The sequence below is a fragment of the Kitasatospora sp. NPDC056651 genome, from assembly GCF_042792155.1.
Taxonomy (GTDB): Bacteria; Actinomycetota; Actinomycetes; order Streptomycetales; family Streptomycetaceae; genus Kitasatospora.
The window spans coordinates 1-24075 of the sequence record NZ_JBHTWX010000076.1; the positions used below are offsets into that span (position 1 = coordinate 1).

At 73.4% G+C, this 24075-nt stretch carries 17 protein-coding genes and 1 tRNA gene; 9 read left to right on the top strand and 9 right to left on the bottom strand.

The features are described from left to right. Positions 1–551 (top strand): class E sortase (locus ACFRAR_RS26130; protein ID WP_380700624.1); only part of this gene is annotated, 551 nt, incomplete at its 5' end. Positions 552–686: 135 nt separating this feature from the next. On the opposite strand, the gene pknB is transcribed toward ACFRAR_RS26130, so the two are convergent. The 6 genes from pknB to ACFRAR_RS26160 form a co-directional block, all read right to left on the bottom strand. Continuing rightward, positions 687–2798, bottom strand: coding sequence for a Stk1 family PASTA domain-containing Ser/Thr kinase (gene pknB / locus ACFRAR_RS26135; protein WP_380700625.1), 2112 nt, complete (start codon positions 2796–2798; stop codon positions 687–689). A 260-nt stretch (positions 2799–3058) separates the two neighbouring features. Further along, on the bottom strand, positions 3059–4516 hold the full coding sequence (locus ACFRAR_RS26140; RefSeq protein ID WP_380700626.1) for a peptidoglycan D,D-transpeptidase FtsI family protein: 1458 nt from the start codon (positions 4514–4516) through the stop codon (positions 3059–3061). Next, the gene (locus ACFRAR_RS26145; protein ID WP_380700655.1) at positions 4513–5889 is read right to left on the bottom strand and encodes an FtsW/RodA/SpoVE family cell cycle protein; all 1377 of its coding nucleotides are present in this window, start codon (positions 5887–5889) and stop codon (positions 4513–4515) included. The genes ACFRAR_RS26140 and ACFRAR_RS26145 overlap by 4 nt, the downstream gene beginning before the upstream one ends. Before the next feature lie 157 nt (positions 5890–6046). Next, positions 6047–7660, bottom strand: coding sequence for a protein phosphatase 2C domain-containing protein (locus ACFRAR_RS26150; RefSeq protein ID WP_380700627.1), 1614 nt, complete (start codon positions 7658–7660; stop codon positions 6047–6049). A gap of 53 nt (positions 7661–7713) precedes the next feature. Then, positions 7714–8259, bottom strand: a complete 546-nt coding sequence (locus tag ACFRAR_RS26155; RefSeq protein WP_380700628.1) for an FHA domain-containing protein — start codon at positions 8257–8259, stop codon at positions 7714–7716. A gap of 46 nt (positions 8260–8305) precedes the next feature. Then, on the bottom strand, positions 8306–9172 hold the full coding sequence (locus ACFRAR_RS26160) for an FhaA domain-containing protein (RefSeq protein ID WP_380700629.1): 867 nt from the start codon (positions 9170–9172) through the stop codon (positions 8306–8308). A gap of 422 nt (positions 9173–9594) precedes the next feature. On the opposite strand from ACFRAR_RS26160, the gene ACFRAR_RS26165 reads away from it, so the two are divergent. Further along, positions 9595–9678, top strand: a tRNA-Leu gene (locus ACFRAR_RS26165). 77 nt (positions 9679–9755) lie between these two features. On the opposite strand, the gene ACFRAR_RS26170 is transcribed toward ACFRAR_RS26165, so the two are convergent. Both ACFRAR_RS26170 and ACFRAR_RS26175 read right to left on the bottom strand, forming a co-directional pair. After that, entirely contained in the window at positions 9756–10904 is a 1149-nt protein-coding gene (locus ACFRAR_RS26170) for a sensor histidine kinase (protein ID WP_380700630.1), read from the bottom strand. Beyond that, positions 10901–11551 carry a response regulator gene (locus tag ACFRAR_RS26175; protein ID WP_380700656.1) on the bottom strand — a complete coding sequence of 217 codons (651 nt, stop codon included), beginning with the start codon at positions 11549–11551 and terminating at the stop codon, positions 10901–10903. The genes ACFRAR_RS26170 and ACFRAR_RS26175 overlap by 4 nt, the downstream gene beginning before the upstream one ends. A 398-nt stretch (positions 11552–11949) precedes the next feature. Between ACFRAR_RS26175 and ACFRAR_RS26180 the strand changes: the two genes are divergently transcribed. Both ACFRAR_RS26180 and ACFRAR_RS26185 read left to right on the top strand, forming a co-directional pair. Further along, positions 11950–13719 carry a phosphatidylglycerol lysyltransferase domain-containing protein gene (locus tag ACFRAR_RS26180; protein WP_380700657.1) on the top strand — a complete coding sequence of 590 codons (1770 nt, stop codon included), beginning with the start codon at positions 11950–11952 and terminating at the stop codon, positions 13717–13719. 277 nt (positions 13720–13996) lie between these two features. After that, the gene (locus tag ACFRAR_RS26185; RefSeq protein ID WP_380700631.1) at positions 13997–14689 is read left to right on the top strand and encodes a hypothetical protein; all 693 of its coding nucleotides are present in this window, start codon (positions 13997–13999) and stop codon (positions 14687–14689) included. 70 nt (positions 14690–14759) lie between these two features. Here ACFRAR_RS26185 and ACFRAR_RS26190 read toward each other — a convergent pair whose 3' ends face one another. Beyond that, positions 14760–17603: a SpoIIE family protein phosphatase gene (locus ACFRAR_RS26190; RefSeq protein ID WP_380700632.1), complete on the bottom strand. Its 2844-nt coding sequence runs from the start codon at positions 17601–17603 to the stop codon at positions 14760–14762. A 215-nt stretch (positions 17604–17818) separates the two neighbouring features. Here ACFRAR_RS26190 and ACFRAR_RS26195 point away from each other — a divergent pair, with 215 nt between their 5' ends. The 5 genes from ACFRAR_RS26195 to ACFRAR_RS26215 all read left to right on the top strand — a co-directional run bounded on the left by ACFRAR_RS26195 (position 17819) and on the right by ACFRAR_RS26215 (position 23959). Next, a complete protein-coding gene (locus ACFRAR_RS26195) occupies positions 17819–19027 on the top strand; it encodes a rhodanese-like domain-containing protein (protein WP_380700633.1) in 1209 nt (402 codons plus the stop codon). Positions 19028–19143: 116 nt separating this feature from the next. Continuing rightward, complete coding sequence (locus ACFRAR_RS26200; RefSeq protein WP_380700634.1) at positions 19144–19806, top strand: DUF5819 family protein; 663 nt, start codon at positions 19144–19146, stop codon at positions 19804–19806. Beyond that, positions 19803–21053 (top strand): HTTM domain-containing protein, encoded by a 1251-nt coding sequence (locus ACFRAR_RS26205; RefSeq protein ID WP_380700635.1) that lies wholly within the window; start codon positions 19803–19805, stop codon positions 21051–21053. The genes ACFRAR_RS26200 and ACFRAR_RS26205 overlap by 4 nt, the downstream gene beginning before the upstream one ends. Before the next feature lie 9 nt (positions 21054–21062). Continuing rightward, positions 21063–23168: an FUSC family protein gene (locus ACFRAR_RS26210; protein ID WP_380700636.1), complete on the top strand. Its 2106-nt coding sequence runs from the start codon at positions 21063–21065 to the stop codon at positions 23166–23168. 41 nt (positions 23169–23209) lie between these two features. Further along, positions 23210–23959 (top strand): TrmH family RNA methyltransferase, encoded by a 750-nt coding sequence (locus tag ACFRAR_RS26215; RefSeq protein ID WP_380700637.1) that lies wholly within the window; start codon positions 23210–23212, stop codon positions 23957–23959. Positions 23960–24075: the final 116 nt, after the last annotated feature.

The following is a 24075-nucleotide window of genomic DNA, read 5'->3' on the forward strand; positions in this document are numbered from 1 at the left end:
CCGGCCCGTCCGCCGGGCCGGCCGGCTCCGCCGGCGCCGCGACCGGGCCGAGGCAGTTCGCGGTCGGGGACGACGTCGGCTTCCTGCACGTCCCGGCGATGGGCCGGAACTTCCAGGTGCTGATCCGGATGGGCACCTCCACCGACGTCCTGGACGAGGGCGTGGCGGGCGTCTACGAGCAGCCGTACAAGGCCGCGATGCCCTGGGACGAGCAGGGCAACTTCTCCCTGGCCGCCCACCGGGACGGCCACGGCGCCAAGTTCCACGACCTGGACGCCGTCCACAAGGGCGACGCGGTCGTGGTCGAGACCAAGGACAAGTGGTACGTCTACCGGGTCGACAACACCCTGGCGGAGACCTCCAAGTACGACACCGGCATCGTGGCTCCCGTCCCGGCCCGCTCCGGCTACGCCGGCCCCGGCCGCTACATCACCCTGACCACCTGCACGCCGGTGTACACCTCGCGCTACCGGATGGCGGTCTGGGGCAGCCTGGTGCGGGTGGACGACATGGACGCCAACCGCACCCCGCCGCCGGAGCTGCGCGGCTGAGCCGGAACGGCCGGACGAACGGCCGGACGAACGCCCGAGGGCCCGCCACCGTGCTTGTGGCGGGCCCTCGGGGGTGCTGGGGGGTTACCCGGGCTCCCGGCCCCGGTTCAGCCGAACCAGGGGAATACGGGAGGCCTAGTGGTCCCCTTTGGGGGGTGTGGTGGTGGCGTCTCCCCCTTTGGGCGGCTCGGCCGCCTTGATCCACAGCTGGATCTGGGTGTTCGGGTCGACCGGGGTGCCGGCCGACGGGTTGCTCTGCTGCACCATCGCGTTCGGGTCCGGCTGGCCGTTGACCACGGAGTAGGTCAGGCCGAGCGCCTTCAGCTGGTTCGCGGCGTCGCCGAGCTTGACGTTGGCCAGCGGCGGGACCTGGACCTTCTCCGGCGCCTTGTAGATCGTCAGCGCGATCTTGGTGTTGGCCGGGGCCTTGGTGTTGGCCTGGACCGACTGCGAGGCGACGGTGTTGACCTTGGTCGGGTCGTTGGTCGTCGCGGTCTTCGACGTGTCCACCTGGAAGCCGAGGCCCTGGAGGGTGTTCTGCGCGTCCTCCTTCTGGGCGCCGACCACGTTCGGCACGTTGACCTTGGCCTTGCCCTGCGACACGGTCAGCTTGATCGGCGTGTTCGGGTCGACGGACGCGTTGGCCGCCGGGTCCTGGGCGGTGACGGTGTCCTGCGCCGCGGTGTCGTCGTCCTTGTACTCGGTGGTGACGTTGGCGAAGCCGAGGTCGTTGAGGGCCTTGGTGGCCTGGTCCTTGGGCTTGCCGACCACGCTGGGGACCGGCGCCTTGGCCGGGCCCGAGGAGATCTGCACCGTGATGGTCGCGTTCTCGGCGACCTGGGTGCCCGACACCGGGTTCTGGGCGCAGACCTGGTCCTTCTTGATGTTGGCGTCCGGGCAGGCGATCTTCTCGCCCTCGGTCACCACCAGCTTGGGACCGGCCCCGGTGGCGGCCGTCTTGGCCTCGGCCAGGGTCTTGCCGACCAGGTTCGGTGCGGTGACCTTCGGCGGGTCCGTCTTCCCCTTGTCGGCGAACATCGCCTGGGCGACGAAGAAGGTGCCGACCAGGACCAGCACGGCGGCCACCGCCAGCACGATCCAGGAGGTGTTGCTCTTCTTCGGCTGGTCCTCGCCCCGCCGGCCGCCGCGGCCGTAGCCGTCGTCGTTGCCGCCGCCCGCGGCGCCGGCGTAGGTCTGCCCGTAGCCGTCGTCCTGGTAGCCGCCCGGCTGCCCGTAGCCGGGCTGCCCGGAGGCCTGCGGCAGGAGGGTGGTCGGGCCGCCGCCGGGCTGCTGCGGCAGCACGTTGGTCTGGCCGTACGGGTCGTGCTGCTGCGGGTAGCCGTTCTGGTCGTAGCCGTAGCCGGCCGCTCCCATGCCGTACGCGGCCTGCTGGGCGGCGGCCACCGGCAGGCCGTCGAGGAAGCGCTCGATGTCGTCGCGCATCTCGTCGGCGGTCTGGTAGCGGTAGTCGCGGTCCTTGGCGAGCGCCTTCAGCACGATCGCGTCGACCTCGGGGCGCACCTCGGGGTCGAAGACGGACGGCGGCTGCGGCTCCTCCCGGACGTGCTGGTAGGCCACCGCGACCGGCGAGTCGCCGACGAACGGCGGGCGGACGGTCAGCAGCTCGTAGAGCAGGCAGCCGGTGGAGTAGAGGTCGGAGCGGGCGTCGACCTGCTCGCCCTTGGCCTGCTCGGGGGAGAGGTACTGGGCGGTGCCGATGACGGCCGAGGTCTGCGTCATGGTCATCCCGGCGTCACCCATCGCACGGGCGATGCCGAAGTCCATCACCTTGACGTTGCCCTGGCGGGTCAGCATCACGTTGGCCGGCTTGATGTCGCGGTGCACGATGCCGGCCCGGTGCGAGTACTCCAGGGCCTGGAGGATGCCGATGGTCATCTCCAGCGCCCGCTCGGGCAGCAGCCGGCGGCCGGAGTGCAGCAGCTCGCGCAGCGTGGACCCCTCGACGTACTCCATCACGATGTACGGGATGGAGATGCCGTCGATGTAGTCCTCGCCGGTGTCGTACACGGCGACGATCGCGGGGTGGTTCAGGGACGCCGCGGACTGCGCCTCGCGGCGGAAGCGGGCCTGGAACGACGGATCCCGGGCCATGTCGGCCCGGAGCGTCTTCACTGCGACGGAGCGGCCGAGCCGGGTGTCATGGCCGAGGTACACCTCGGCCATGCCGCCGCGTCCGAGGACGCCGCCGAGCTCGTACCTGCCGCCGAGGCGACGAGGCTCTTCCATACTTCCGACCCTCTCCCTCACCCGCCGGTGAGGTTGTGACGTAGGTGTCCCCGCACGCTCCTGGGTGACTCCGCGTGGTCCGCGACCGTGCTCCGGCCGGGCCGTTCGGTGTCTCGCGGGCGGCAACGGGCACACCCGCTGCTGGCGGATACGCTACCGGTCGTGCCGCACCGGGCCGGAGTCAGCCGTCGGCCGATATCAGACCGGTATCCGGACGGGACTGGTCATCGTGACATTCCCCTCACCCCGGACCGGCGCTCCTACTTGCCGAGTGCGGCCTGCATCACCGCCTTGGCGATCGGGGCCGCGAGCCGGCCGCCGCTGATGCCGTCGCGGTTCTGGGAACCGTCCTCGACCACCACCGCGACCGCGACCGACTGGCCGTCCGGGGTCTTGGCCCAGGAGGTGAACCAGGCGAACGGCAGCCCGGCGTTGTCCTCGCCGTGCTGCGCGGTGCCGGTCTTGCCGCCGACCTGGAGGCCGGGGATCTTGGCGTTGGTGCCGGTCCCGTTCTCGACCACCGAGACCATCAGGTCCTGCATCTTCTTGGCGGTGTCGGCGCTCATCGCCTGGGAGAACTGCTTCTCGGTGTGCTTGGAGATGGTGGTCAGCGTGGCCGAGCGCTCCTCGGCCACCAGGTACGGCTGCATCAGGCTGCCGTTGTTGGCGATCGCGGCGGAGACCATGGCCATCTGGAGCGGGGTGGCGCGGGTGTCGTGCTGGCCGATCGAGTCCTGGGCGGTGCCGTCCGGGCTCGAGCTGTCCGGGAAGACGCTCTTCTCGGAGCGGACCGGGGTGTCGATCGTGCTGTTGAAGCCGAACTTCTCGGCCTGCGCCCGCATCCGCTCCTTGCCCAGGTCCGCGCCCATCTTGGCGAAGACCGTGTTGCAGGACTGGTCCATCCCGGACTTGACGGTGGCGTTCTCGCAGCGCTCGTTCGGGCTCTCGTTCTTCAGCTGGGTGGTCGTGCCGGGCAGGACCCACGGCTCCGGGGTGTCCGTGGCGTCGTCGATGCTCTGGTACCGGCCGTTCTCGAACGCCGCGGTCGCGGTGACCAGCTTGAAGGTCGAGCCGGGCGGATAGGTCTCCTTCAGCGCCCGGTTGAGCGTCGGCTTGTTCGGGTCCGCGTCGAGGGCCTTCCAGGCGTCCTGGTCGGCCTTCTCGCCGCCGGCGAAGGTGCCGGGGTCGTAGGAGGGGGTGGAGACCATTCCGAGGATCGCGCCGGTCTTCGGGTCGAGGGCGACCACCGCGCCCTTCTTGTTGCCCATCGCGTCGAAGGCGGCCTTCTGGACCTTGGCGTTGATGGTGGTGACGACGTCGCCGCCGCGCTTCTGCTCGCCGGTCAGCATGTCCAGGGTGTTGCGGAAGAACAGCCGGTCGTCGGTGCCGGAGAGGATGCCGTCCTCCAGGTTCTCCAGCTGGCTGGAGCCGTAGGCCTGGGAGGAGTAGCCGGTCACCGGGGCGTACATCGGGCCGTCGACCCAGGAGCGCTTGTACTTGTAGCGCAGACCGTCGACGAAGTCGGACCTGGTGACCGGCTGACCGCTGACGATGATGTTGCCGCGCGGGTGGGCGTACCGGTCGTACAGCTGGCGCTTGTTGTTCTTGTTGGTGGCCCAGGCCTCGGCCTGGACGCCCTGCACCCAGTTGGTGCGCACCATCAGGGCCAGGATCAGCACGAGGCAGAAGATCGAGACCCGGCGGATCGGCTTGTTCATCGGGTGGGTCCTCCCTGGCCCTCGGGGGCCGGGGCCGGTTCGACCCCGGGTCGGCGGGCGCTGTCGCTGATCTTCAGCAGGATCGCGACCAGCGCCCAGTTGGCGACCACGGACGAACCGCCCTGGGCGAGGAACGGCATGGTCATACCGGTGAGCGGGATCAGCCCGGTGACACCACCGGCGACGACAAAGACCTGGATCGCCATCGCGGAGGAGAGGCCGACGGCGAACAGCTTGCCGAACGGGTCGCGGGCGGCGAGCGCGGTGCGCAGACCGCGCTGCACCAGCAGCGCGTACAGCAGGAAGATCGCCATCAGACCGGTCAGTCCCAGCTCCTCGCCGAAGGAGCCCAGGATGAAGTCGCTCTTGGCGGCGAAGGCGATCAGCCAGGAACGCCCCTGGCCCAGGCCCGAGCCGGTGACGCCGCCGGAGCCGAGCGCCATCAGCGACTGGCCGATCTGCTCGGTGGCGCCCTTCGGCGGGTTCGCGCCGAAGGCGGCCATCGGGTCGAGCCAGGCGTCGATGCGGACCTTGACGTGGCTGGCGGTCGAGGCGACCGCGACCGCGCCGCCGACCGACATCAGCAGGCCGAACAGGATCCAGCTGGTCCGCTCGGTGGCGACGTAGAGCATCACCACGAACAGGCCGAAGAACAGGAAGGACGTGCCCAGGTCGTTCTCGAAGATCAGGATCAGCAGGCTGAGCAGCCAGATCACGACGATCGGGCCGAGGTCGCGGCCGCGCGGCAGGTACAGGCCCATGAACCGGCGGCTGGCCAGCGCCAGGGCGTCCCGCTTGACCATCAGGTAGCCGGCGAAGAACACGGTCAGGACGATCTTGGCGAACTCACCGGGCTGGATGGAGAAGCTGCCCATCCGGATCCAGATCTTGGCGCCGAAGTCCTCCGCCCGGGACGGGAAGAAGGCCGGTGCGGCGAGCAGCACCAGGGCGACCACCATCGAGATGTAGGTGTAGCGCTGGAGCACCCGGTGGTCCTTCAGCAGGACCATCACCCCGATGAAGCCGGCGATCCCGAGGGCCGACCACATCAGCTGGTTCTCGGCCGCCGGGTAGTTGCCCCTGAGCAGCTTGCCCGCCTTGTCCAGACGCCAGATCATCACCACCCCGAGCCCGTTCAGCAGGGTGGCGATCGGCAGCATCAGCGGGTCCGCGTACGGCGCGAAGCGGCGCACCAGCAGGTGCGCGACGAGGGCCAGGGCACCCATGCCGAGTCCGTAGCCGAGCATGCCGGCCGGGAGCTTGCCGTCCATCGCGAGGCCGACGTTGGCGTACGCGAGGACCGGCAGCAGCACCGCGAAGACCAGCAGGGCCAGCTCGGTGTTGCGCCGGTTGGGCGTCTCCTGCGGGGAGATGGTGGTGTTGCCGCGCCGCCGGGGGACGGCGCGCTCCGCCGCCCGGCGCCGGCCGGCCCGGGTGGGCTGTTCGCTCAGGTCGTAGCTGCTCACGTGGTGACCGCTCCCTGACGGCCGGCTCGCCCGCTCGGGGCGCTCCTATGTCGGATCACGGACGTCACTGCTTCGGGCAGGCGTTGGCCCGGCTGAGCTCGTCGTCGGTCAACGGGGCGTCGCCCTGCGCGCCGGCGGCCGGCGGGGTGGCGTTCGGCACCGGGACGGGCGCCGCCGGAGCGATCGGCGACGGCGTGGTCGCGGGCGCGGTGCTCGGTGCCGCCGTGCCCGGGAGGACCTTCTTCTCGGTCGGGGTGGGCGTGGTCGCCAGGTACGCGGCCGGCGCGGCCTGGCCGGGCGCCGGGGTGGCCTGGGTGGCGGGCTTGGCGGCCCGGCGGCACAGCTGGACCCAGTTGTCGAGCTCGGTGACCGTCGTCTGGGCGTCGTTGAGGCTGCCGACCGAGATGGTCTTCTTCACGTGCGCCTGCTGGTCCTCGGGCAGCCACTTCAGCTGGATCTGGCTGTACGAGGAGTGCACCGAGGACAGGCTCAGCCCGGCCAGGTTCTGGTTGATGCCCTGGTAGATCGCGACGTGGTCGTCCTGGGTGCCGACGTAGTACTGGTCCTGGGTCCACTGGTAGCCGAACCAGCCGGCGCCGCCGAGCAGGCCGAGCGTGACCAGGACGGCCATCGAGATCGTCAGGCCCCTGCGCCTGCGCTTCGGGGGCTGCTCCTCGTCGAAGTCCTCGGTGCCGTACACCGAGGGCTCGCCGGAGCCGTAGCCGTACCCGCCCTCGTAGCCCTCGGCGGGGCCGAAGCCGCCCGGCGCCCCGCCCTCCTCGTAGCCCTCGGCGGGGCCGAAGGCGCCCTGGGGGCCGCGGCCGAGGCCGGCGGCGCGGCCGGCCGGGGTGTCCGCGATCGAGCGGTCGGTGGCGGTGGACGACGGCGGGGCGTCGGCGACCGCGCCGACCACCACCGGGACGTCGTTGAACTGGCCGCTCATGGTGTCCGTGGCACCGACGTCGATGACGTCCGCCACGATGCAGGTGATGTTGTCCGGACCGCCGCCGCGCAGGGCGAGCTGGATCAGCTCCTGCACGGTCTGCTCGGGCGAGTAGTAGCTGCCCAGGGTGTCCTGGAGGGTCTGGTGGCTGACCGGGCCGGAGAGGCCGTCGGAGCAGATCAGGTAGCGGTCGCCGGCCCGGACCTCGCGGATCGACAGGTCGGGTTCGACCTGGCCGCGGCCGTCCAGCGCCCGCATCAGCAGCGAGCGCTGCGGGTGGGTCTCGGCCTCCTCGGGCGTGATCCGGCCCTCGTCGACCAGGCGCTGCACCCAGGTGTGGTCCTGGGTGATCTGGGCCAGCGAACCGTCGCGCAGCAGGTAGGCGCGGGAGTCGCCGACGTGCACCATGCCCATCCGCTGGCCCGTCCACAGCATGGCCGTCAGGGTGCAGCCCATGCCCTCCAGCTGCGGGTCCTCCTCGACCATCTGCCGGAGCCGGTCGTTGGCGCCCTGGACGGCGTCGCCCAGCAGGGTCAGCAGGTCGGCGCCCGGCACGTCCTCGTCCAGCCGGACGATCGAGCCGAGCACCTCGGAGGAAGCGACCTCGCCGGCCGCGGCGCCGCCCATGCCGTCGGCCACGGCCAGCAGCCGCGGCCCGGCGTAGCCGGAGTCCTCGTTCCCCTCCCGGATCAGTCCCTTGTGGGAGCCGGCGGCGAAGCGCAGCATCAGGGTCATGCGACCTGTGCCCCCCTCTGGGTCATGGACGGGATGCTGTCCCTCATGCGCTACTACTTCCGCAGTTCGATGACGGTCCTGCCGATACGGATCGGCGTGCCCGGCTGGAGCGGAGTGGGCGCGGTCAGGCGCTGCCGGTCCAGATAGGTGCCGTTGGTGGAGCCTAGATCCTCGACTGTCCACTGCCCAGTCTGATCCGGATAGATCCTGGCATGCCGGGAGGACGCGTAGTCGTCGTCCAGCACGATGGTGGAGTCGTGCGCGCGGCCGAGCGTGATGGTCTGGCCCTGGAGCGCCACCGTGGTGCCGGCCAGCGAGCCCTGGACCACGACGAGCTGGGTCGGGCCGCCGCGGCGGCGGCCGCCGCCGCCCTGGGTCTGGCCCGCCGCGGCCGGCGCCGGGGCCGGTGCCGCGGCGCGTGCGGCGGTCGTGGTGGCCGCGCCGGCGCCGGTCGCGACGCCGGAGCCGCGGCGGGAGGACCGCGGGTTCACCTTGGTGCCGAACAGGTCGCTGCGGATCACCTGGATCGCGACGATGACGAACAGCCACAGCACGGCCAGGAAGCCCAGCCGCATGACCGTGAGGGTCAGTTCTGACATGGCCGTCCCGCCAGACGGTGAGCGAGGCGCGCGAACAATTCGGACACTACCCTTCGACCTGCCGGTAGACGATGGTGGTGGAGCCCACGACGATTCGCGAGCCGTCGCGGAGCGTAGCGCGCTGGGTGTGCTGTCCGTCCACCACGATCCCGTTGGTGGAGCCCAGGTCGAGCACCATCGAAGGAGTGCCGGGCCGGATCTCGGCGTGCTTGCGGGAGACCCCGGGGTCGTCGACCCGGACGTCCGCCTCGGTCGACCGGCCGAGCACGCAGGCCGATCCGGAGATCTGGTACCGGGCGCCGTTCACCTCGACCCAGCGGCGCATCGCGGTGCCGCCGTGGCCGGCGCCGGGGAAGGCACGGACGTTTCCGCCGGCGGGCGCGGGCGGGCCCGGAGGCATCGCGGGGGGCGCGGCCGGCGGCGGGGGCGCGTTGTACTGGCCGGCGCCGGGCTGCTGCCACGGTGCGCCGGGGGCCGGAGCGGCCGGCGGACGGTCGTAGCCGGGCTGCTGCGGCGGGTACTGCTGCTGCTGGGGCTCCTCGGCGGCGAGGGTGCGGCTGCGCACCCGGTACAGGCCGGTGTCCAGGTCGTCGGCCTTCTCCAGGTTCACCTGGAGCGGGCCCATGAAGGTGTACCGCTGGGCCTCCGCGTACTCGCGGACCATGCCGGCCAGCTCGGTGCCGAGCTGCCCGGAGTAGGGGCTGAGCCGCTCGTGGTCGTGCGGGCTCAGCTCGACGATGAAGTCGTTCGGCACGACGGTGCGGTCGCGGTTCCAGATGCTCGCGTTGTTGTCGCACTCGCGCTGCAGCGCTCCGGCGATCTCCACGGGCTGGACCTCGGACTTGAACACCTTCGCGAAGGTGCCGTTGACGAGACCCTCGAGTCGCTGCTCGAACTTCTTCAGCACTCCCATGGGGCACCCCCTTCCAGGGTTCGTTCGCCTGCCTGCCGGCCGCGTCCCGCCGGAGACCCGGTCGCGCCTCCTACTTGCGGTACTTCCGTACTGATCGTATCCACGCCGAGCCCTTCCGTACGGTTCCCGGACCGTGTGGTGCCCGGGGGGTGGGCTCGGACACACAGGGTGACGCATGTCGGGCACGGCACGCCAGGCGTTCCCGACAGGGCGTCCTCGCGGCGTTCGCGCGGGCGTTCGCCGGGTGTCCGTTCGAATGCCGTGGGCCTGCCGGACAACGGATTCGGAGCAGCCCCCCAGGTCGTGCTAATGTTTTCCATGTCGGAAGGGCCGCCCGGAAGGGAGGCCGGTCGAAAGAAGCGCGAAGTACCGATGGTACCGAGCGGTTCGGAAGATCGGTCGGCAACGAAGACGACACCCATGCGCGGGTGGCGGAATAGGCAGACGCGCTGGATTCAGGTTCCAGTGCCCGAAAGGGCGTGGGGGTTCAACTCCCCCCTCGCGCACAGCGAAGCCCCGCAGATCTACGGATCTGCGGGGCTTTTTTGTTTTTCCCGGGCCGTCGCGCCCGTCGCGGGCCGGATCAGCCCTGGCCGGCCGGGAGGTCGGCGCGGACCTCGAAGCCGCCGTCCGGGGTCGGCCCGGCGGTGAGGGTGCCGCCCAGCAGCTGAGCGCGCTCGCGCAGGCCGACCAGACCGTGGCCGCCGCCGGGCAGGGTCTCGGCCGGGTGCACCGGCGGGGCCCCGTTGCGGACCTCGACCCGCAGCCGACGGCCCTTCGCCCGGACCCGTACGCGCACCGCCGCCTCCGGCGCGTACTTGGTGATGTTGGTGAGCGCCTCCTGGACGGTGCGGTAGGCGGCCCGCTCGACCGCCTCCGGCCACGGACGGTCGCCGGGGACCAGCTCGGTGTCGGCGGCCAGGCCGCTCTGCTCGATCAGCCGGGGCAGGTCGGCCAGCCGGGGCTGCGGGGCGAGCGGGGCGTCCGGCAGCCCGCCGCCGGTGCCGCGCAGCACCCCGACCATCTGACGCAGCTCGTTCAGGGTCCGGACGGACAGTTCGCGGATGGTGCGGGCGGCGCCCACCGCGGCCGGGTCGGTGCTGCTCACCTGGAGCGCACCGGCCTGGATGCTGATCAGGCTGACCTGGTGCGAGACCACGTCGTGCATCTCCCGGGCCAGCCGTCCGCGCTCGCTGATCAGGACCCGCTCGGCGAGCAGCCGGCTCTCCCGTTCCTGGCCGCGGGTCAGCTCGTCCAGGCGGGCGGCCAGCTCCCGCCGGGTGCGGGCGAGCAGGCCGGTGGCGGCCGGTCCGGCGGCCAGCATCACGGCCTGGATGGCGTCCAGCGCGGTGTTCCGGCTGAGGTCCATGACGTCCTGGGGCAGCGGCCAGTGGAAGAACTCGACCAGGGCGAACAGGACGCCGCAGGGGATCACGATCCGGGGGCGGGGGCGCTCGGCGGCCACCGAGTAGACGGCCGTGATCGGGGCGAGCCAGATCTCGTCCACCCAGCTGCCCGGCATCGTGAGCAGCAGCGCCACCACCGGGAAGCGGCGGCGCCAGAACAGGGCGACGGCGGCCAGCGTGGACAGCGCCATCTGCCACCAGGCGGCGTCCCGGGCGACCAGGGCGGCGTCCAGCAGGGAGTAGAGGACGGGCAGCAGCAGCATCAGCCAGGGGGCGGTGCACCAGGCCGGCAGCCGTCCGGACGGCAGTTGCTCGGCGGCCGTCATGCCCCGTCGCCGGGCTTGGGCCGGACCAGCCCGGCCCGGTGGGCCAGCACGGCGGCCTGGACCCGGTTGGCGGCGCCGAGCTTGCCGAGGATCGCGCTGATGTGGTCCTTGACCGTGCCGGTGCCGAGGAAGAGCCGGTCGGCGATCTCGGCGTTGGACAGGCCCTCGCCGAGCAGCGCGAGCACGTCGAGCTCACGGCCGGTGAGGGTGCGGGCGAGCGAGGTGGCCTCGGCGTCCGGGCCGCCGCCGTCCACGTAGCCGCCGATCACGGCGCGGGTGACGGTCGGGGAGAGGATGTTGCCGCCGGCCGCGAGCACCCGGACGGCGTGCACCAGCTGGTCGGGGGCGGTGTCCTTGAGCAGGAAGCCGGCCGCGCCGGCCCGCAGCGCGGTGCCGATGTACTCGTCGCTGTCGAAGGTGGTGAGCATCGCCACGGCGGGCGGGTCGGGCAGGGCGCGCAGGCGGCGCAGCACGGAGATCCCGTCGAGGTCGGGCATCCGGATGTCGAGCAGCACCACGTGTGGGCGCAGCCGCCGGACGTACTCCTCGGCCTGTCCGCCGGAGCAGTCGCCGACCACTTCGAGGTCGCCGGCGGAGCCGACGATCAGGCCGAGGCCGGAGCGGACCAGGATCTCGTCGTCGACGATCAGCACGCGGGTGGTGGTGATGGTGCCTCCTCGGTTCGGGCGGCCGGGTCGGGGCGGTCCGCGTGGGTCGTCTTGAGAGTAGGTGCAGTGGGGGCGGGGTGCCGAACGCATCGGGGATGCCGACCCCCGCCGTTCGGCGGGGGTGGGAATCCGCTACCCGGTTCACGCAATTCTCAGCTTCGGTGAGGAAACATGGAGTTGGCTGACCCTTTTCGGCTGCCTCTCCACTCGGGCGGTCGGCCGGGAAAGGTCGCCGGTCAGTCCGTCGGGCCGTGCGGGCGCCTGGCGTCGGGCCGTTTGCGGATGCGCCCCACCATCTGATCGTTTGGAATTGAGCTGTGTCGTCCACTGTGAAGTCGGAGCCGTCCGCCGCGACCCAGGAGCCCCGGCCCGGCGGCGTGCTCGACCGCTGGGGCCCGAGGGCTGCCGCGGTCTCCGTCTGGTACCTGCGCCTGATCGCGCTGCTGAACGTGGCGACGGTGCTGCTGGTGCCCTTCCGGGACCAGGTCTACGAGCACAACGAGGGTGAGTACTTCACCCCGTACCTGATGACGGCCGGGCTGGCCAGCGCGGTGCTCTCGGTGTTCCTCGCGATCGCGATGCGACGGCGCAAGCGGGCCGCGTGGATCTTCAACACGGCGCTCGGCGGCATGTTCGCGCTGCTCTACCTGGCGGCGATGGTGGTGCCGAGCGAGCGCTTCGACGCGCACCCGCTCAACTACTTCTCCACGGTCCTGACCTGCCTGTTCGTGCTGGCGCTGCTGATCGGGCGCAGGGAGTTCACGTCCAAGGGCGACAGCTCCAACCCGAAGACCGCGGCGGCCACCTTCGTCGGCGGGCTGGCGTTCGGCGGCGGGGTCGGGGCACTGCTGGTCTGGATGACCAACGAGCTGACCGGCGCCGGCTTCTGGGACCTGTTCCGGTACTCGGTCGGCCGGATGATCACGATCACCCCGTCCGAGCACCTGCGTTCGGTGATCGCCGCGCCGACCTGGGTGAACGCCGCGATCAACGCGATGGGCGCGGTGCTCTTCCTGCTGGTGCTGTACGTGGCGTTCCGCAGCCCGCGCGGCAAGGAGCTGCTCACCGCCGAGGACGAGGCGAAGCTGCGCGGCCTGCTGGACAAGCAGGGCGACCGGGACTCGCTCGGCTACTTCGCGCTGCGCCGGGACAAGGCGGTGGTCTTCTCCCCCAGCGGCAAGGCGGCGGTCACCTACCGGGTGATCGGCGGCGTCTCGCTCGCCTCCGGCGACCCGATCGGCGACCCGGAGGCCTGGCCGGGCGCGATCGACGCCTGGCTGGCCGAAGCCCGAGAGCACGCCTGGGCGCCGGCCGTGATGGGGGCCTCCGAGGAGGCCGGGGTGATCTACGCCCGGCACGGGCTGGACGCGCTGGAGCTGGGCGACGAGGCGATCGTCGAGCTGGACGAGTTCTCGCTGGACGGCCGTGCGATGCGGGTGGTCCGGCAGGCCTACAACCGGGTCAAGCGGGCCGGGTACACGGTGCGGATCCGCCGCCACGAGGCCATCTCGGAGGCGGAGATGGCCGAGCTGGTGGCCAAGGCCGACGAGTGGCGCGACGGGGCGACCGAGCGCGGCTTCTCGATGGCGCTCGGCCGGCTCGGCGACCCGGGCGACGGCCGCTGCGTGATGCTGGAGTGCCACGACGGGGACGGCGAGCTGAAGGCGCTGCTGAGCTTCGTGCCGTGGGGCCCGGACGGGCTCTCGCTGGACCTGATGCGCCGGGCCCGGGACACCGAGAACGGCCTGATGGAATTCATGGTCATCGAGCTGCTGCAGCGCGCCGACGAGGTCGGGCTGAAGCGGGTTTCGTTGAACTTCGCGATGTTCCGCTCGGTTTTCGAGCGCGGTTCGCGCCTCGGTGCCGGTCCGGTGCTGCGGCTGTGGCGTTCGACCCTGGGTTTCTTCTCGCGCTGGTGGCAGATCGAGTCGTTGTACCGCGCCAATGCCAAGTACCGGCCGATCTGGGAGCCGCGTTACCTGCTCTTCGAGAAGAGCAGCGAGATTCCGCGGATCGGCATCGCGAGCGCGCGCGCCGAGGGTTTCATCGTCGCGCCGAGCCTGCCCGCCCTGTTCCACCGCCGGCACGCCCGGGCCGCCGTGGTGGCGCCCCGGGTTCCGGTGGCGGCCCGGGACGGGAAGGGGTAGCCCTCCGTCGGGGGGCGGAGGGAGCCGGTCGGCCGAAATGGGGGTCCGATGGGGGGATTGCCTCCCCCCTGAGGATGACCACCATCCCCATTCGTGCCGATGTGGCTTTGTTGATCGGCTTCTAATGTTGGAGTAGTCGAGAGTTCGGGGATTCGGAGAAACGGTTGTGATTCACAGGACCCACGCGGGGGGCGTGCGAAAGGGGCCGCTGGCAATCGCCAGATCGGCCGCTGTCGCCGAGTGGGGAACGTTGTTCGCGACGGTCCGGGACGCGGTGGTGCGAAAGAAGTTCGCCGCTGTCCCGCTGGCCTCCGTGGCGACGTTTCTGATCCTGCTGTTCAGCATCGTCCAGCACCTGCCGGGCGGCGAGCGCTTCGTCAACAACATCGGGGTGGTGCGGGCGGCGCTGCCGCTGGACGTGTCGCTGCTGCGGACCCCGCTCTCCCTGTACGTGCCGGCGCTGGACCTGCCGGTCTGGGGGGCGCTGGCCCAGGTGTTCGTGGTCTTCTCGATCGCCGAGATCGTGCTCGGCCGGCGGATGACCCTGGTGGTCGCCTACGCCTGCACCCTGGCGGGCACGCTGTTCGCCCGGGTCGGCGTGGCGATCGGGCCGCACCACCTGTTCGGCTTCCCGAAGTGGGTCGCCTACGTGCGGGACACCGGGCCGTCGGCCGCGGTGGTGGCGCTGGCGATCTGCATCGCGTTCCGCAGCCGGGCCTGGTACACCGCCGGCCTGGTGGTGGCGGTGATGGTCGGCGAGGCGGTCGTGCTGCCGAACCTGGCCGGTCTGGAGCACGTCGTCGCGGTGGTCACCGCGCTGCTGATCGCCGTCTCGGTCGAGGTCTTCGGGGACTTCTGGCCGCGGGTGCTGGCCGGGGTCGGCGCCGCCGCCTCGGTGGCCGCGACCGCCTCGATGGAGGTCGCGGTGGAGGCCCGGCGGCGCCGCTCGGCGGGGGCCGTCATCCCCTGACAGGAAGGCTCCTCAGGCCGCGTACGGACGTCCGTGCGCGGCCGTTCGGCGTTCCGGGGCCGGGCGGCCGTCAGGCGTGCGGGAGCGGGAGCTCGAACCAGACGACCTTGCCCACCGCCTTGCGGGCGGTGCCCCAGCGCTCGGCGAGCTTGGTGACCAGGGTGAGGCCGCGGCCGGTCTCGCCGAGCTGCTCGGCCGGCTCCAGCGAGGGCAGGTTGTGGTTGTCGTCGCTGACCTCGACCAGCAGCTTGTCCACCCGGATCAGCTGGAGCTTCACGGTGTCCCGGGCCACCCGGACGGCGTTCGTCACCAGTTCGCTGACCAGCAGTTCGGTGGTGTCGCTGAGCGCCTCCAGGTGCCAGCCGGCCAGCTGTTCGCGGACCAGCGAGCGGGCCCGGCGGACCTCGCGGTGGTCCACGGTGAGGTCCCAGGTGGCCACCTCGGACGGGGCGACCCCGTCGAACCGGGCCACCAGCAGGGCGACGTCGTCCTTGCGGTCCTCCGAGTGCAGCCGTCGCAGCACCTCGTCGCAGGCCTGTTCGGGGCTCTGCTGCGGGTCGATCAGGTTGCCGCAGAGCGCGGCCAGACCGGCCCCTATGTCGCCGCCCCGGACCTCGACCAGGCCGTCGGTGCACAGGACGAGCATCGAGCCGTCCGAGACGTCGATGGTCTTGGCGACGAACGGCACTCCGCCGACGCCGATCGGCGCCCCGGCCGGGATCTCCAGCAGCTCGCCGGTGCCGTCCGGGTGCACCAGGACGGGTGGGACGTGGCCGGCGCTGGCCAGCTCGCAGGTCCGGTTGATCGGGTCGTAGACCGCGTACAGGCAGGTCGCGAGGTGGTCGTCGCCGAGCTTGTGGGCCAGGTTGTCCAGGTGGCGCAGCAGCTGGCCGGGCGGCAGGTCCAGGGCGGCGAGGGTCTGCATGGCGGTGCGGAAGCGGCCCATCGCGGCCGCCGAGTGGAGGCCGTGGCCCATCACGTCGCCGACCACCAGGGCGACCCGGCTGCCGGGCAGCTGGATCGCGTCGAACCAGTCGCCGCCGACCTCGGCCTTCGGATCGCCGGGCAGGTAGCGGTGGGCGACCTGCACGCCGGGGATCTGCGGCGGGCGGGTCGGGATCATCGAGCGCTGCAGGGTGGTGGCGACCCGCGCCTCGGCGCGGTGCAGCCGGGCGTTGTCCAGGGAGAGCGCGGCGCGGACGGCCAGCTCCTTGAGGGTCGCGGCGTCGCTCTCGTCGAAGGGGGCGCGGTCCGGCAGCCGGAGCAGCTTGAGGATGCCCAGTACGGTGCCGCGGGCGGAGAGCGGGACGACCAGCATCGAACGGCCGGTCACCACCGGGGCCAGCCGGGCGCCGCCGAGCGCGATCGCGTAGTCGACCGCGACGTCCGGGCTGACCACCGGGACCAGCACCGGCTGGTTCAGTTGCAGGGCCATCCCGGGCGGGGTGCGGCGCGGCATGCTGACCAGCGAGCCCTCGGCGAGCACGTGGTCCCAGGCGCCGCCGGTCTCGTTGTAGACCAGGGCGACCCGGCGCAGCATGGTGTCGTCGTCCGGCCGGACGGCCGGCAGCTCGGAGTCCGAGATCAGCCCGTCCACCAGGTCCACGCAGGCGAAGTCGGCGACCCGGGGGACCAGGACCCGGCACAGCTCGTGGGCGGTGAAGCCGAGGTCCAGGGTGGTGCCGACCTTGCCGCCGACCTCGTTCAGCAGGGCCAGCTGCTCGCCGGCCTGCCCGTTGGTGAGGAACGGGCCGAGCCGGCCGCCGGGCGGGCCCTCGCCGTCCGCGGGGCCGGGGACCGGCACGGTGGCGGGCGGGGTCCGGTCGGCGCGCAGCGGCGGGTGGGCGTCGGCGGACGCCCCGACGGCGGTGGGCACGGTCGCGGTGGGTTCGATGGCGGTGGCTCCTGCGTCGGGCGGGGCCTCCCGCTCGGAGGCGGGGGGAGGGACGGACGGGCCGCCGCCCGTCGCGGCTCCGCCGACGGCGGCCGTCGGCCGGACGGCGGAGGGGACGGCGGACTGGGCGGCCTCGCGCTGGACGGGCAGCGGCCCGGGCTGACGGCGGCCGGGCGCGCCCTGCTCGGGCTGCGGCGGCGGGCCGACCCTGGCCGCCCGCTGCTGGGGCGTCGGGTAGCGGCGGCCGAGCCCGGCGGCCGCGTGCGCCGTACCGGGCTGGGCGTCGGCGGGCAGCACCGGCAGCACGGTGGCCGGGTCCAGCCGCAGCGCGGGCAGCCCGCCCTGCTCCAGCGCGGCCAGCAGCGCCCCGCGGTGGCCGGCGGGCAGCAGCCGGGCCAGTGGCTCGGGCACCGGCTGACGCGCCGGGGTGAGCGCCGCGGACACGGCGTGGAAGCCGCCCCGGGCGCCGGGCGCGGCCGCGAACGGGAGCAGCCGTTCGCCGAGCGCGAGCCGTGGCCCGGTGGTGCGCAGCGGGCGGGCGTCGGCGGCCAGTGCGAGCAGTCCGCCGGACGGGCCGGGCAGCGGGTACGCCCACCAGAGCACGTCGCGCTGGTGTTCCTCGCGGTCGGTGACGGCCAGCCGGCCGGCCCAGGGGCGGCCGTCGGCGGTCCGCTCGGCGAGGGTGTCGAAGGCGTCGCAGTGGCGGCGCACGGAGCACCGGTCGTGCACCCGGGACTCCACGGCGGGCAGCAGGCCGGAGGCCGGGCGGTCGTGGGCGACCTCGGAGCGGTGGCCGAACAGTTCCTCGGCGGCCCGGCCCCACTGCGCGATCCGGCCGGACCGGTCGATCAGGACGGGGACGAGCCGGACGAGGGCGGCCACACCCGTCGGGTGGTCGCCCGGCGCGGTACCGTCGCCCGCCGGCCGCGGTGTGGAGTTGGACTCGGCCACCATGGATCCGCTCTGCTCCCGTCCTGGCCGCCGCGCCCTGGGGGCGGCCGTCTCTCCGGAGGAAGGCACGCTGTGTGGATACCAGCGAAGCACGGACGGGGCCGGGCTCGACACCGAAACGGGGAGATTCCTCAGGATCGGTTGTGTGTCGGGCGCCGCGCGCCGGTTCGCACCCCCGGTTCACCTGGACGGGGTGCGCGAACACGGCGGTAGGGTGGCAGGCCGGACCGCCCGTACGGGTGGGCCCGCAGGACGCAGTCGGCCGGACGAGACAGAGGCGAGACGTGAGCGCGCAGAGCCCCGCCCACTGGACGGACCCGGAGCGGCAGGAGCTGGAGGAGCGGGTCGCCGCCGCCGAGCTCGCCTGGCTCAGCATGGACGTGGACGTCCAGACGCTGCGGGTCGAGATCGACAACTTCGCGTTGATCCACCACCAGCTGCTCGGCCCGCTCTACGCCAGGCTGGACGAGCTGGACGCGCTGGTCGCCGAGGCGGTCGCGGCCCGCACCGGCCGGCCGGAGGACCTGCGCCGGGCCGCCGAGGCACGGCAGCAGGTCGAGGAGCTTCCCGACCTGGACGCGCTGTTCGACTCGGTGCGCGAGCAGTCCGGCCAGGACGGGGAGGCCGCCCCGCCGCCGCCCGCCGCACCGCGGCGGGTACGGCCCGGCAAGGAGGCCCAGCGGATCTACCGCGAGCTGGTCCGCCGCGCCCACCCCGACCTGACCACCGACCCGGGCGAGCAGCAGCGCCGGGCCGCCTTCCTGGCCCGGGTCAACGAGGCCTACGCGGGCGGGGACGCGGCCGCGCTGGAGGGCCTGGCCGCCGAGTGGTCCACCGCGCCGGAAGCCGCTCCGGCCGTCGACTCCCCCGACCGCTCGGACTGGCTGCGCCGCCGGCTGGACTGGCTGACCGCCAAGATCGGCGAGATCGCCGCCGAGCAGGTCCGGCTGGAGCAGACCCCGATGGGCCGGCTGCTCGCCCTCGCCCCACAGGACCCGGACCGGCTGCTGGAGCAGCTCGCCGAGGAACTGCTGGCCAAGGCCGCCGAGCGGCAGGCCGAGCTGCGGCGGCTGCTCGGCGACGGACCGGGCCCGGTGGACGGCCACGGGCCGGCGCCGGTGGGCGACAATGGCACGCACCCGACAACATCCCAGGAGAGCCACACGATGTTCCCGCAGATCCCCTCCTCCGACGCCGCCGCCGTGCCCGCCGAAGCCGCCCTGCTGGACGTGCGCGAGCAGGACGAGTGGGACGCCGGCCACGTGGACGGCGCGCTGCACATCCCGATCGGCGAGGTGATCGCCCGCCTCGGCGAACTGCCGGACGAGAAGCTGTACGTGCTCTGCCGGGTCGGCGGCCGCTCCGCGCAGGTCGTCCAGTACCTGGTGCAGCAGGGCCGGGACGCGGTGAACGTGGACGGCGGGATGTACGCGTGGCAGGGCGCGGGCCGTCCGATGGTGAGCAGCACCGGCCAGGAGGCCTTCGTCCTCTGAGGGAGGCCGAGGACGACTGACGGCGGCGCGGCGCCCGTCCCCCCGTAGGGCAGGATGGGCGCGCGCGAGCGCGTCGGCACCGGGTCGGCGGCGCCCGCCGACCGGGCGGGGAGGCCATGGCGCAGAGGACTGACCGTCCGGCGACCGGGAGGGTCTGGTCGAAGCCCGCGCAGCTGGTCCTCGGGTTCGCCGCGGCGGTGCTGGCCGGCGGCACCGGGCTGTTCCTCGCCGCGGTGTTCCTGCACGTCGCACCCGCCAACTCGGTGTCCCGGCTGTACCGGGACGAGGTCGACGGCGTGGTGTACCCGGAGTTCGAGCAGAACTGGAAGCTGTTCGCGCCCAACCCGCTCCAGCAGAATGTGACCGTGGACGCGAGGGTCCGCACCGTCGCGCCCGACGGGACGACCCGCACCCGCGACTGGATCGGGCTGACCGCGCAGGACATCGCCGCGATACGGGGCAACCCGGCGCCCAGCCACGTCCAGCAGAACCTGCTGCGCCGGGCCTGGGACTTCTACGAGGGCTCGCACAACCCGCAGGACGAGTCGTCGACCTCCCCGCGCGGCGGCCTGGCCGAGCAGTACCTGAAGCGGATCGCCCTGCAGCGGATCGGCCGGGAGGCGGACGGCGAACCGGTCCGGGAGATCCAGTTCCGGTCGACCGCGGTGACCGTCGCACCGCCGTCCTGGAGCGGTGAGGCCGCGCCGGCGGCGCCGCGGGTGCGGGAGCTGCCGTGGTGGCCGGTGGCGGACGAGGACTACCGGGGGCTGCTCGGATGAACGGGGCAACGGCGCTGCCGGACGGAACGGTTCAGCCGGACGGCACGCCGTCGTCGGGCGGCGTGCCGGCCCAGGCCGGAGCGGGCCGGTCGACGGTGGCCGGGCCGGGGGCGCGGCTCGGCCGGGCGATGGGGGCCTTCACCGGACAGGTGCTCGGCCGGCACCAGGCCGCGGCGGTGCGGATCGGCTTCGGGCTGGTCTGGCTCGCCCACCTGCTGCGCGAGTGGCCGCACCGGCGGGTGCTGTACGGCGACCGCTCCCCATGGTCGGCGGAGCTCGCCGACGGGCTGCTGGCCGACACCGGGGCGTTCACCGTGCTGCCCTGGTCCGGCGGGCGGCTCTGGTTCGAGCTGGTCTACCACGTGGCGGTGCTGGCGGCCCTGGCCGTGCTGCTGGGCTGGCGGACCAGGGCGAGCACGGTGCTGTTCCTGGTCACCGTGCTGTCCCTGCAGAACCGCGACGTCTTCCTCGGTGACGGCGGCGACAACGTCGTCCACCTGATGGCGGTCTACCTGGTCTTCACCCGCTGCGCGGAGGTCTGGTCGCTGGACGCTCGCCCGGCCTCCGGCCGGGCCCGCGACGGACGCGCGGGCGTGGTGCTCTGGGCGGTGCTGGGGGCCGTCCTGGCGGTCTGCCAGTTCGGCGGCTTCGCCGGGGACGGCCTGACCTGGACCGACCGGGCCTTCCCGTACCTCGGGTGGGCGCCGCTGTTCTGGGGGCTCTGGGTGGTGGCCGGGCTGTGGTGGACGCTCGGCCGGCTACGGCCGGACGGCGAGCCACGGGCGGTGCTCGACGCGCTGGCGAACATGGTGCACAACTGCGCGATGCTGGTGATCGCCGTCGAGGTGGTGCTGATCTACGCCACGGCCGGCTGGTACAAGGTGCAGGGCTCGCGCTGGCAGGACGGCACCGCGCTGTACTACCCGCTGCACCTGGACTACTTCACCCCCTGGCCGGGGCTGTCCGCGCTGGTCGGCTCGGCGCTGCTGCCGGTCTTCCTGATCTCGTACGGCACCGTGGTCCTCCAGGTGGCGTTCCCGTTCACGCTGCTCAACCGGCGGGTCAAGAACGGGCTGCTGGCCGTCATGGTGCTGGAGCACGTGGGGATCGCGGTGGTGCTCGGGCTGCCGGTGTTCTCGCTCGCGATGATCGCGGCGGACGCGGTGTTCCTGCCGACCGGGGCACTGCTGTGGGCGGCGGCGCGGCTGCGCCGGATGAGCGGGATCCGACGCGCACCGGCACCCTAGGATGTCGCTATGTCCTGGTTCGCCGCACTTCGTGACACCGCGCGGACCGGGCTCACCCTGGACCGGGCGCTCACCGACCCCAAGCGGGCGGTGCGCGGGGCGGTCGCGGTGGCGGTGGTGCTCTTCCCGACCCTCGCGATCGGCGGGGTCGCGCTCGGCACCTCGGCCGCGATGGGCGCGTTCATCGCCGGCTCGGCCACCTTCCAGCGCAGCTTCCGGCCGCGGGCCTCGCTCGCCGTCGCGGCCGGGGTCGGACTCGGCGCCAGCACCTTCCTCGGCTACCTGGCCGCCGGGGTGCCCGGGCTGTTCCCGGTGCTGCTCGCGGTCTGGGCCTTCGGCGCCGGGCTGGCCTGGGCGATCGGTCCGACCGCCGGGGTGGTCGCCACCAACACCGTCTCGGTGATGCTGATCGTCGTGCAGCTCCCGGTCAGCGTGGGCACCGCGCTCAGCCACGGGCTGGTCGCCTCCCTCGGCGGGGTCGTCCAGGCCGTCGTCATCACCGTCTGGCCGATCGGGAGTTGGACCGCCCAGCGCGAAGCGCTCGCCGACACCTACGCCGAGCTCGCCGACTACGCCCGGCGGCTGCGGCAGGACCCGACCGCGCACGTGGACCCGGAGCCGTTCATCACGGCCCGCAACGCGGCCGCCCTCACCCCCTGGCAGGACCGCCACCGGCCGCCCGAACTGCGCGGTCTGCGCGGCATCGCCGAGCGCATCCGTCCCACCATCGCCGCGCTCGCCGACCCCAAGGTGGGCGCCCCCGAGGAGGGGCCGGAGCGGGACCGCGCCCGCGAGGTGCTGGCGGCCGCCGCCGAGGTCATGGACGCCCTCGCCCGGGCGATCCGCACCGGTGACCCGGTCCGGCTGCCCCGCTCCGCACCCTCGCTCACCCTGGTCGGCGCGGACGACGGCCCGCGGCTCCAGGGCGCGGCCCGGCGCTCCGCCCGGCGGCTCGGCGGGCTGCTGCGCAAGGCCGCGGACACCCTGGACCGCAACGACGAGGACACCATCACCACGCCCGTGGTCGGGGCCGGCGGGGCGCTGCGCAAGCCGACCATCGCCCGGATGCTGCCGGAGGCGGCCCGGGCCGTGCGGCGGCAGTTGCAGCCGCGCTCGGCGATCTTCCAGCACGCCGTCCGGCTCTCCGGGGTGGTCACCGTCGCCTACCTGCTGGCCCGGCTGGCCGGGTTCCAGCACGGGTACTGGGCGCCGATGACCGCCGCGATGGTGATGCGGCCGGACTTCGCGCAGACCTACAGCCGGGGCGTCGCCCGGCTGGCCGGGACGGTGGTCGGGGTCGCCGTCTCCACCCTGGTGGTGCAGCTGACCCACCCCGGGGAGTGGGTGCTGGCCGCGCTGGCGGTGATCTGCATCGGCGGGTCGTACCTCGCGTTCCGGACCGGGTACGCGCTGACCACGGTCGGCATCTCCACGTACGTGGTGTTCCTGCTCGGGCTGCAGGAGGGCAACCCGCTGGTGACGGCCGTCGACCGGGTCGGGCTGACGCTGTTCGGCGGGTCGATCGCCCTCGTCACGTACGCGCTGTTCCCGACCTGGCAGACCGCCCGGCTCGGGGAGCGGCTGGCCGAGTGGCTGGCGGCGGCCGGACGGTACGCGGGCTCGGTGATCGCCTGCTACGAGAAGCCGGCGGCGCCGCGCGGACGGGTGGTGCGCAGCGCGCTGCTGGACTCGCGGGAGGCACGCGCCGAGCTGATCCAGGCGATGCAGCGGGCCGACGCCGAACCCGGGCGGCACGAGACCGGACTGACCGGGGTGAGCCGGCGCCAGATCGACCGCGCCCGGGCGGCGGTGGGCGCCCTCGGGCGGGCGGCGGTGCTGCTGGAGGCCCACCTGCCGGCGGCGGACGCCGAGCCGGTGCCGGGGACGGGGGAGTACGCGGAGGAGCTGCGGCTGGCGACGGCGCTCGCGGCGGCCGCGCTGCTGACCGGGCAGCCGGTGGAGTTCGAGGCGGTGCGGGCCGCGCAGGCGCGGCTGGAGGAGGAGCTGGCGGGGGCACCGGCCGGGGTGCAGCGGGACGTGGTGCGGGCGGGGACGCGCCTGGTCGGGCAGGCGCTGCGGGATCTGGAGCGGGCGCTGCGCGGGTCGTCCGCGTAGGCCCTCTCGACCGGACCCGGCCGGGTGACAGAGTGGGCGGCATGGATGACGAGGTCGTGCGGGCGTGGCGGGTGGTCGAGCGTGAGCCCGGGGTGGTGCTGCTGGACGGGTTCCACGCGCTGAAGCACGCGCTGCGGTTCGGCGGCGAGGTGCGGCGGGTGCTGACCGCCGACCGGGGGGCGCTGCTGGCGCTGGCGGCCGAGTTGGCACCGGACGTGGTGGCCGCGCTGGACCGGCTGGCGGTGGAGGTGCCGGAGCCCGCGCTGCGGCAGGTGGCGCCGCGGCCGCACCCGACCGGGGTGGTCGCGCTGGCGGTGCGGCCGTCGGCCGGGGCCAACGCGGCGGCGCTGGCCGCCCGGCCGCGCGAGGCGCCGGTGGTGGTGCTGGAGAACCCGCGGAACCTGGGCAACGTCGGGGCGGTGATCCGGCTGGCGGCCGGGTTCGGTGCCACCGGCGTGGTGACCACCGGGGACCTGGACCCGTGGCACCCGAACGTGCTGCGCGGCAGCGCGGGCCTGCACTTCGCCACCGCGGTCGAGCGGCTGGCCGTGCCGGAGCTGCCGGACGGCCCGCTGTACGTGCTGGACCCGGAGGGCGCCGACATCCGGGACCTGCCGTTCCCGGACGACGCGCTGCTCGCCTTCGGCACCGAGCGGCACGGCGTCTCGGCGGAACTCAAGGCGCGCGCCGACCGGTTGGTGGCGGTGCCGATGCGGCCGGGGGTGTCCAGCTTCAACCTGGCGACCAGCGTCGGGATGGGGCTGTTCCACTGGATGTCCGGGAAGCGCTGAGGTGGGGGGCCCCCCCCCGGCGCCCCCCCCCCGGGGGGGGGGGGGGGAAGAGGCGGGGCCCCCGGGGCGGGGCCCGGGGGGCGGCGGGCCCCCGGCCCGGGCCCCCCCCGGCCGGC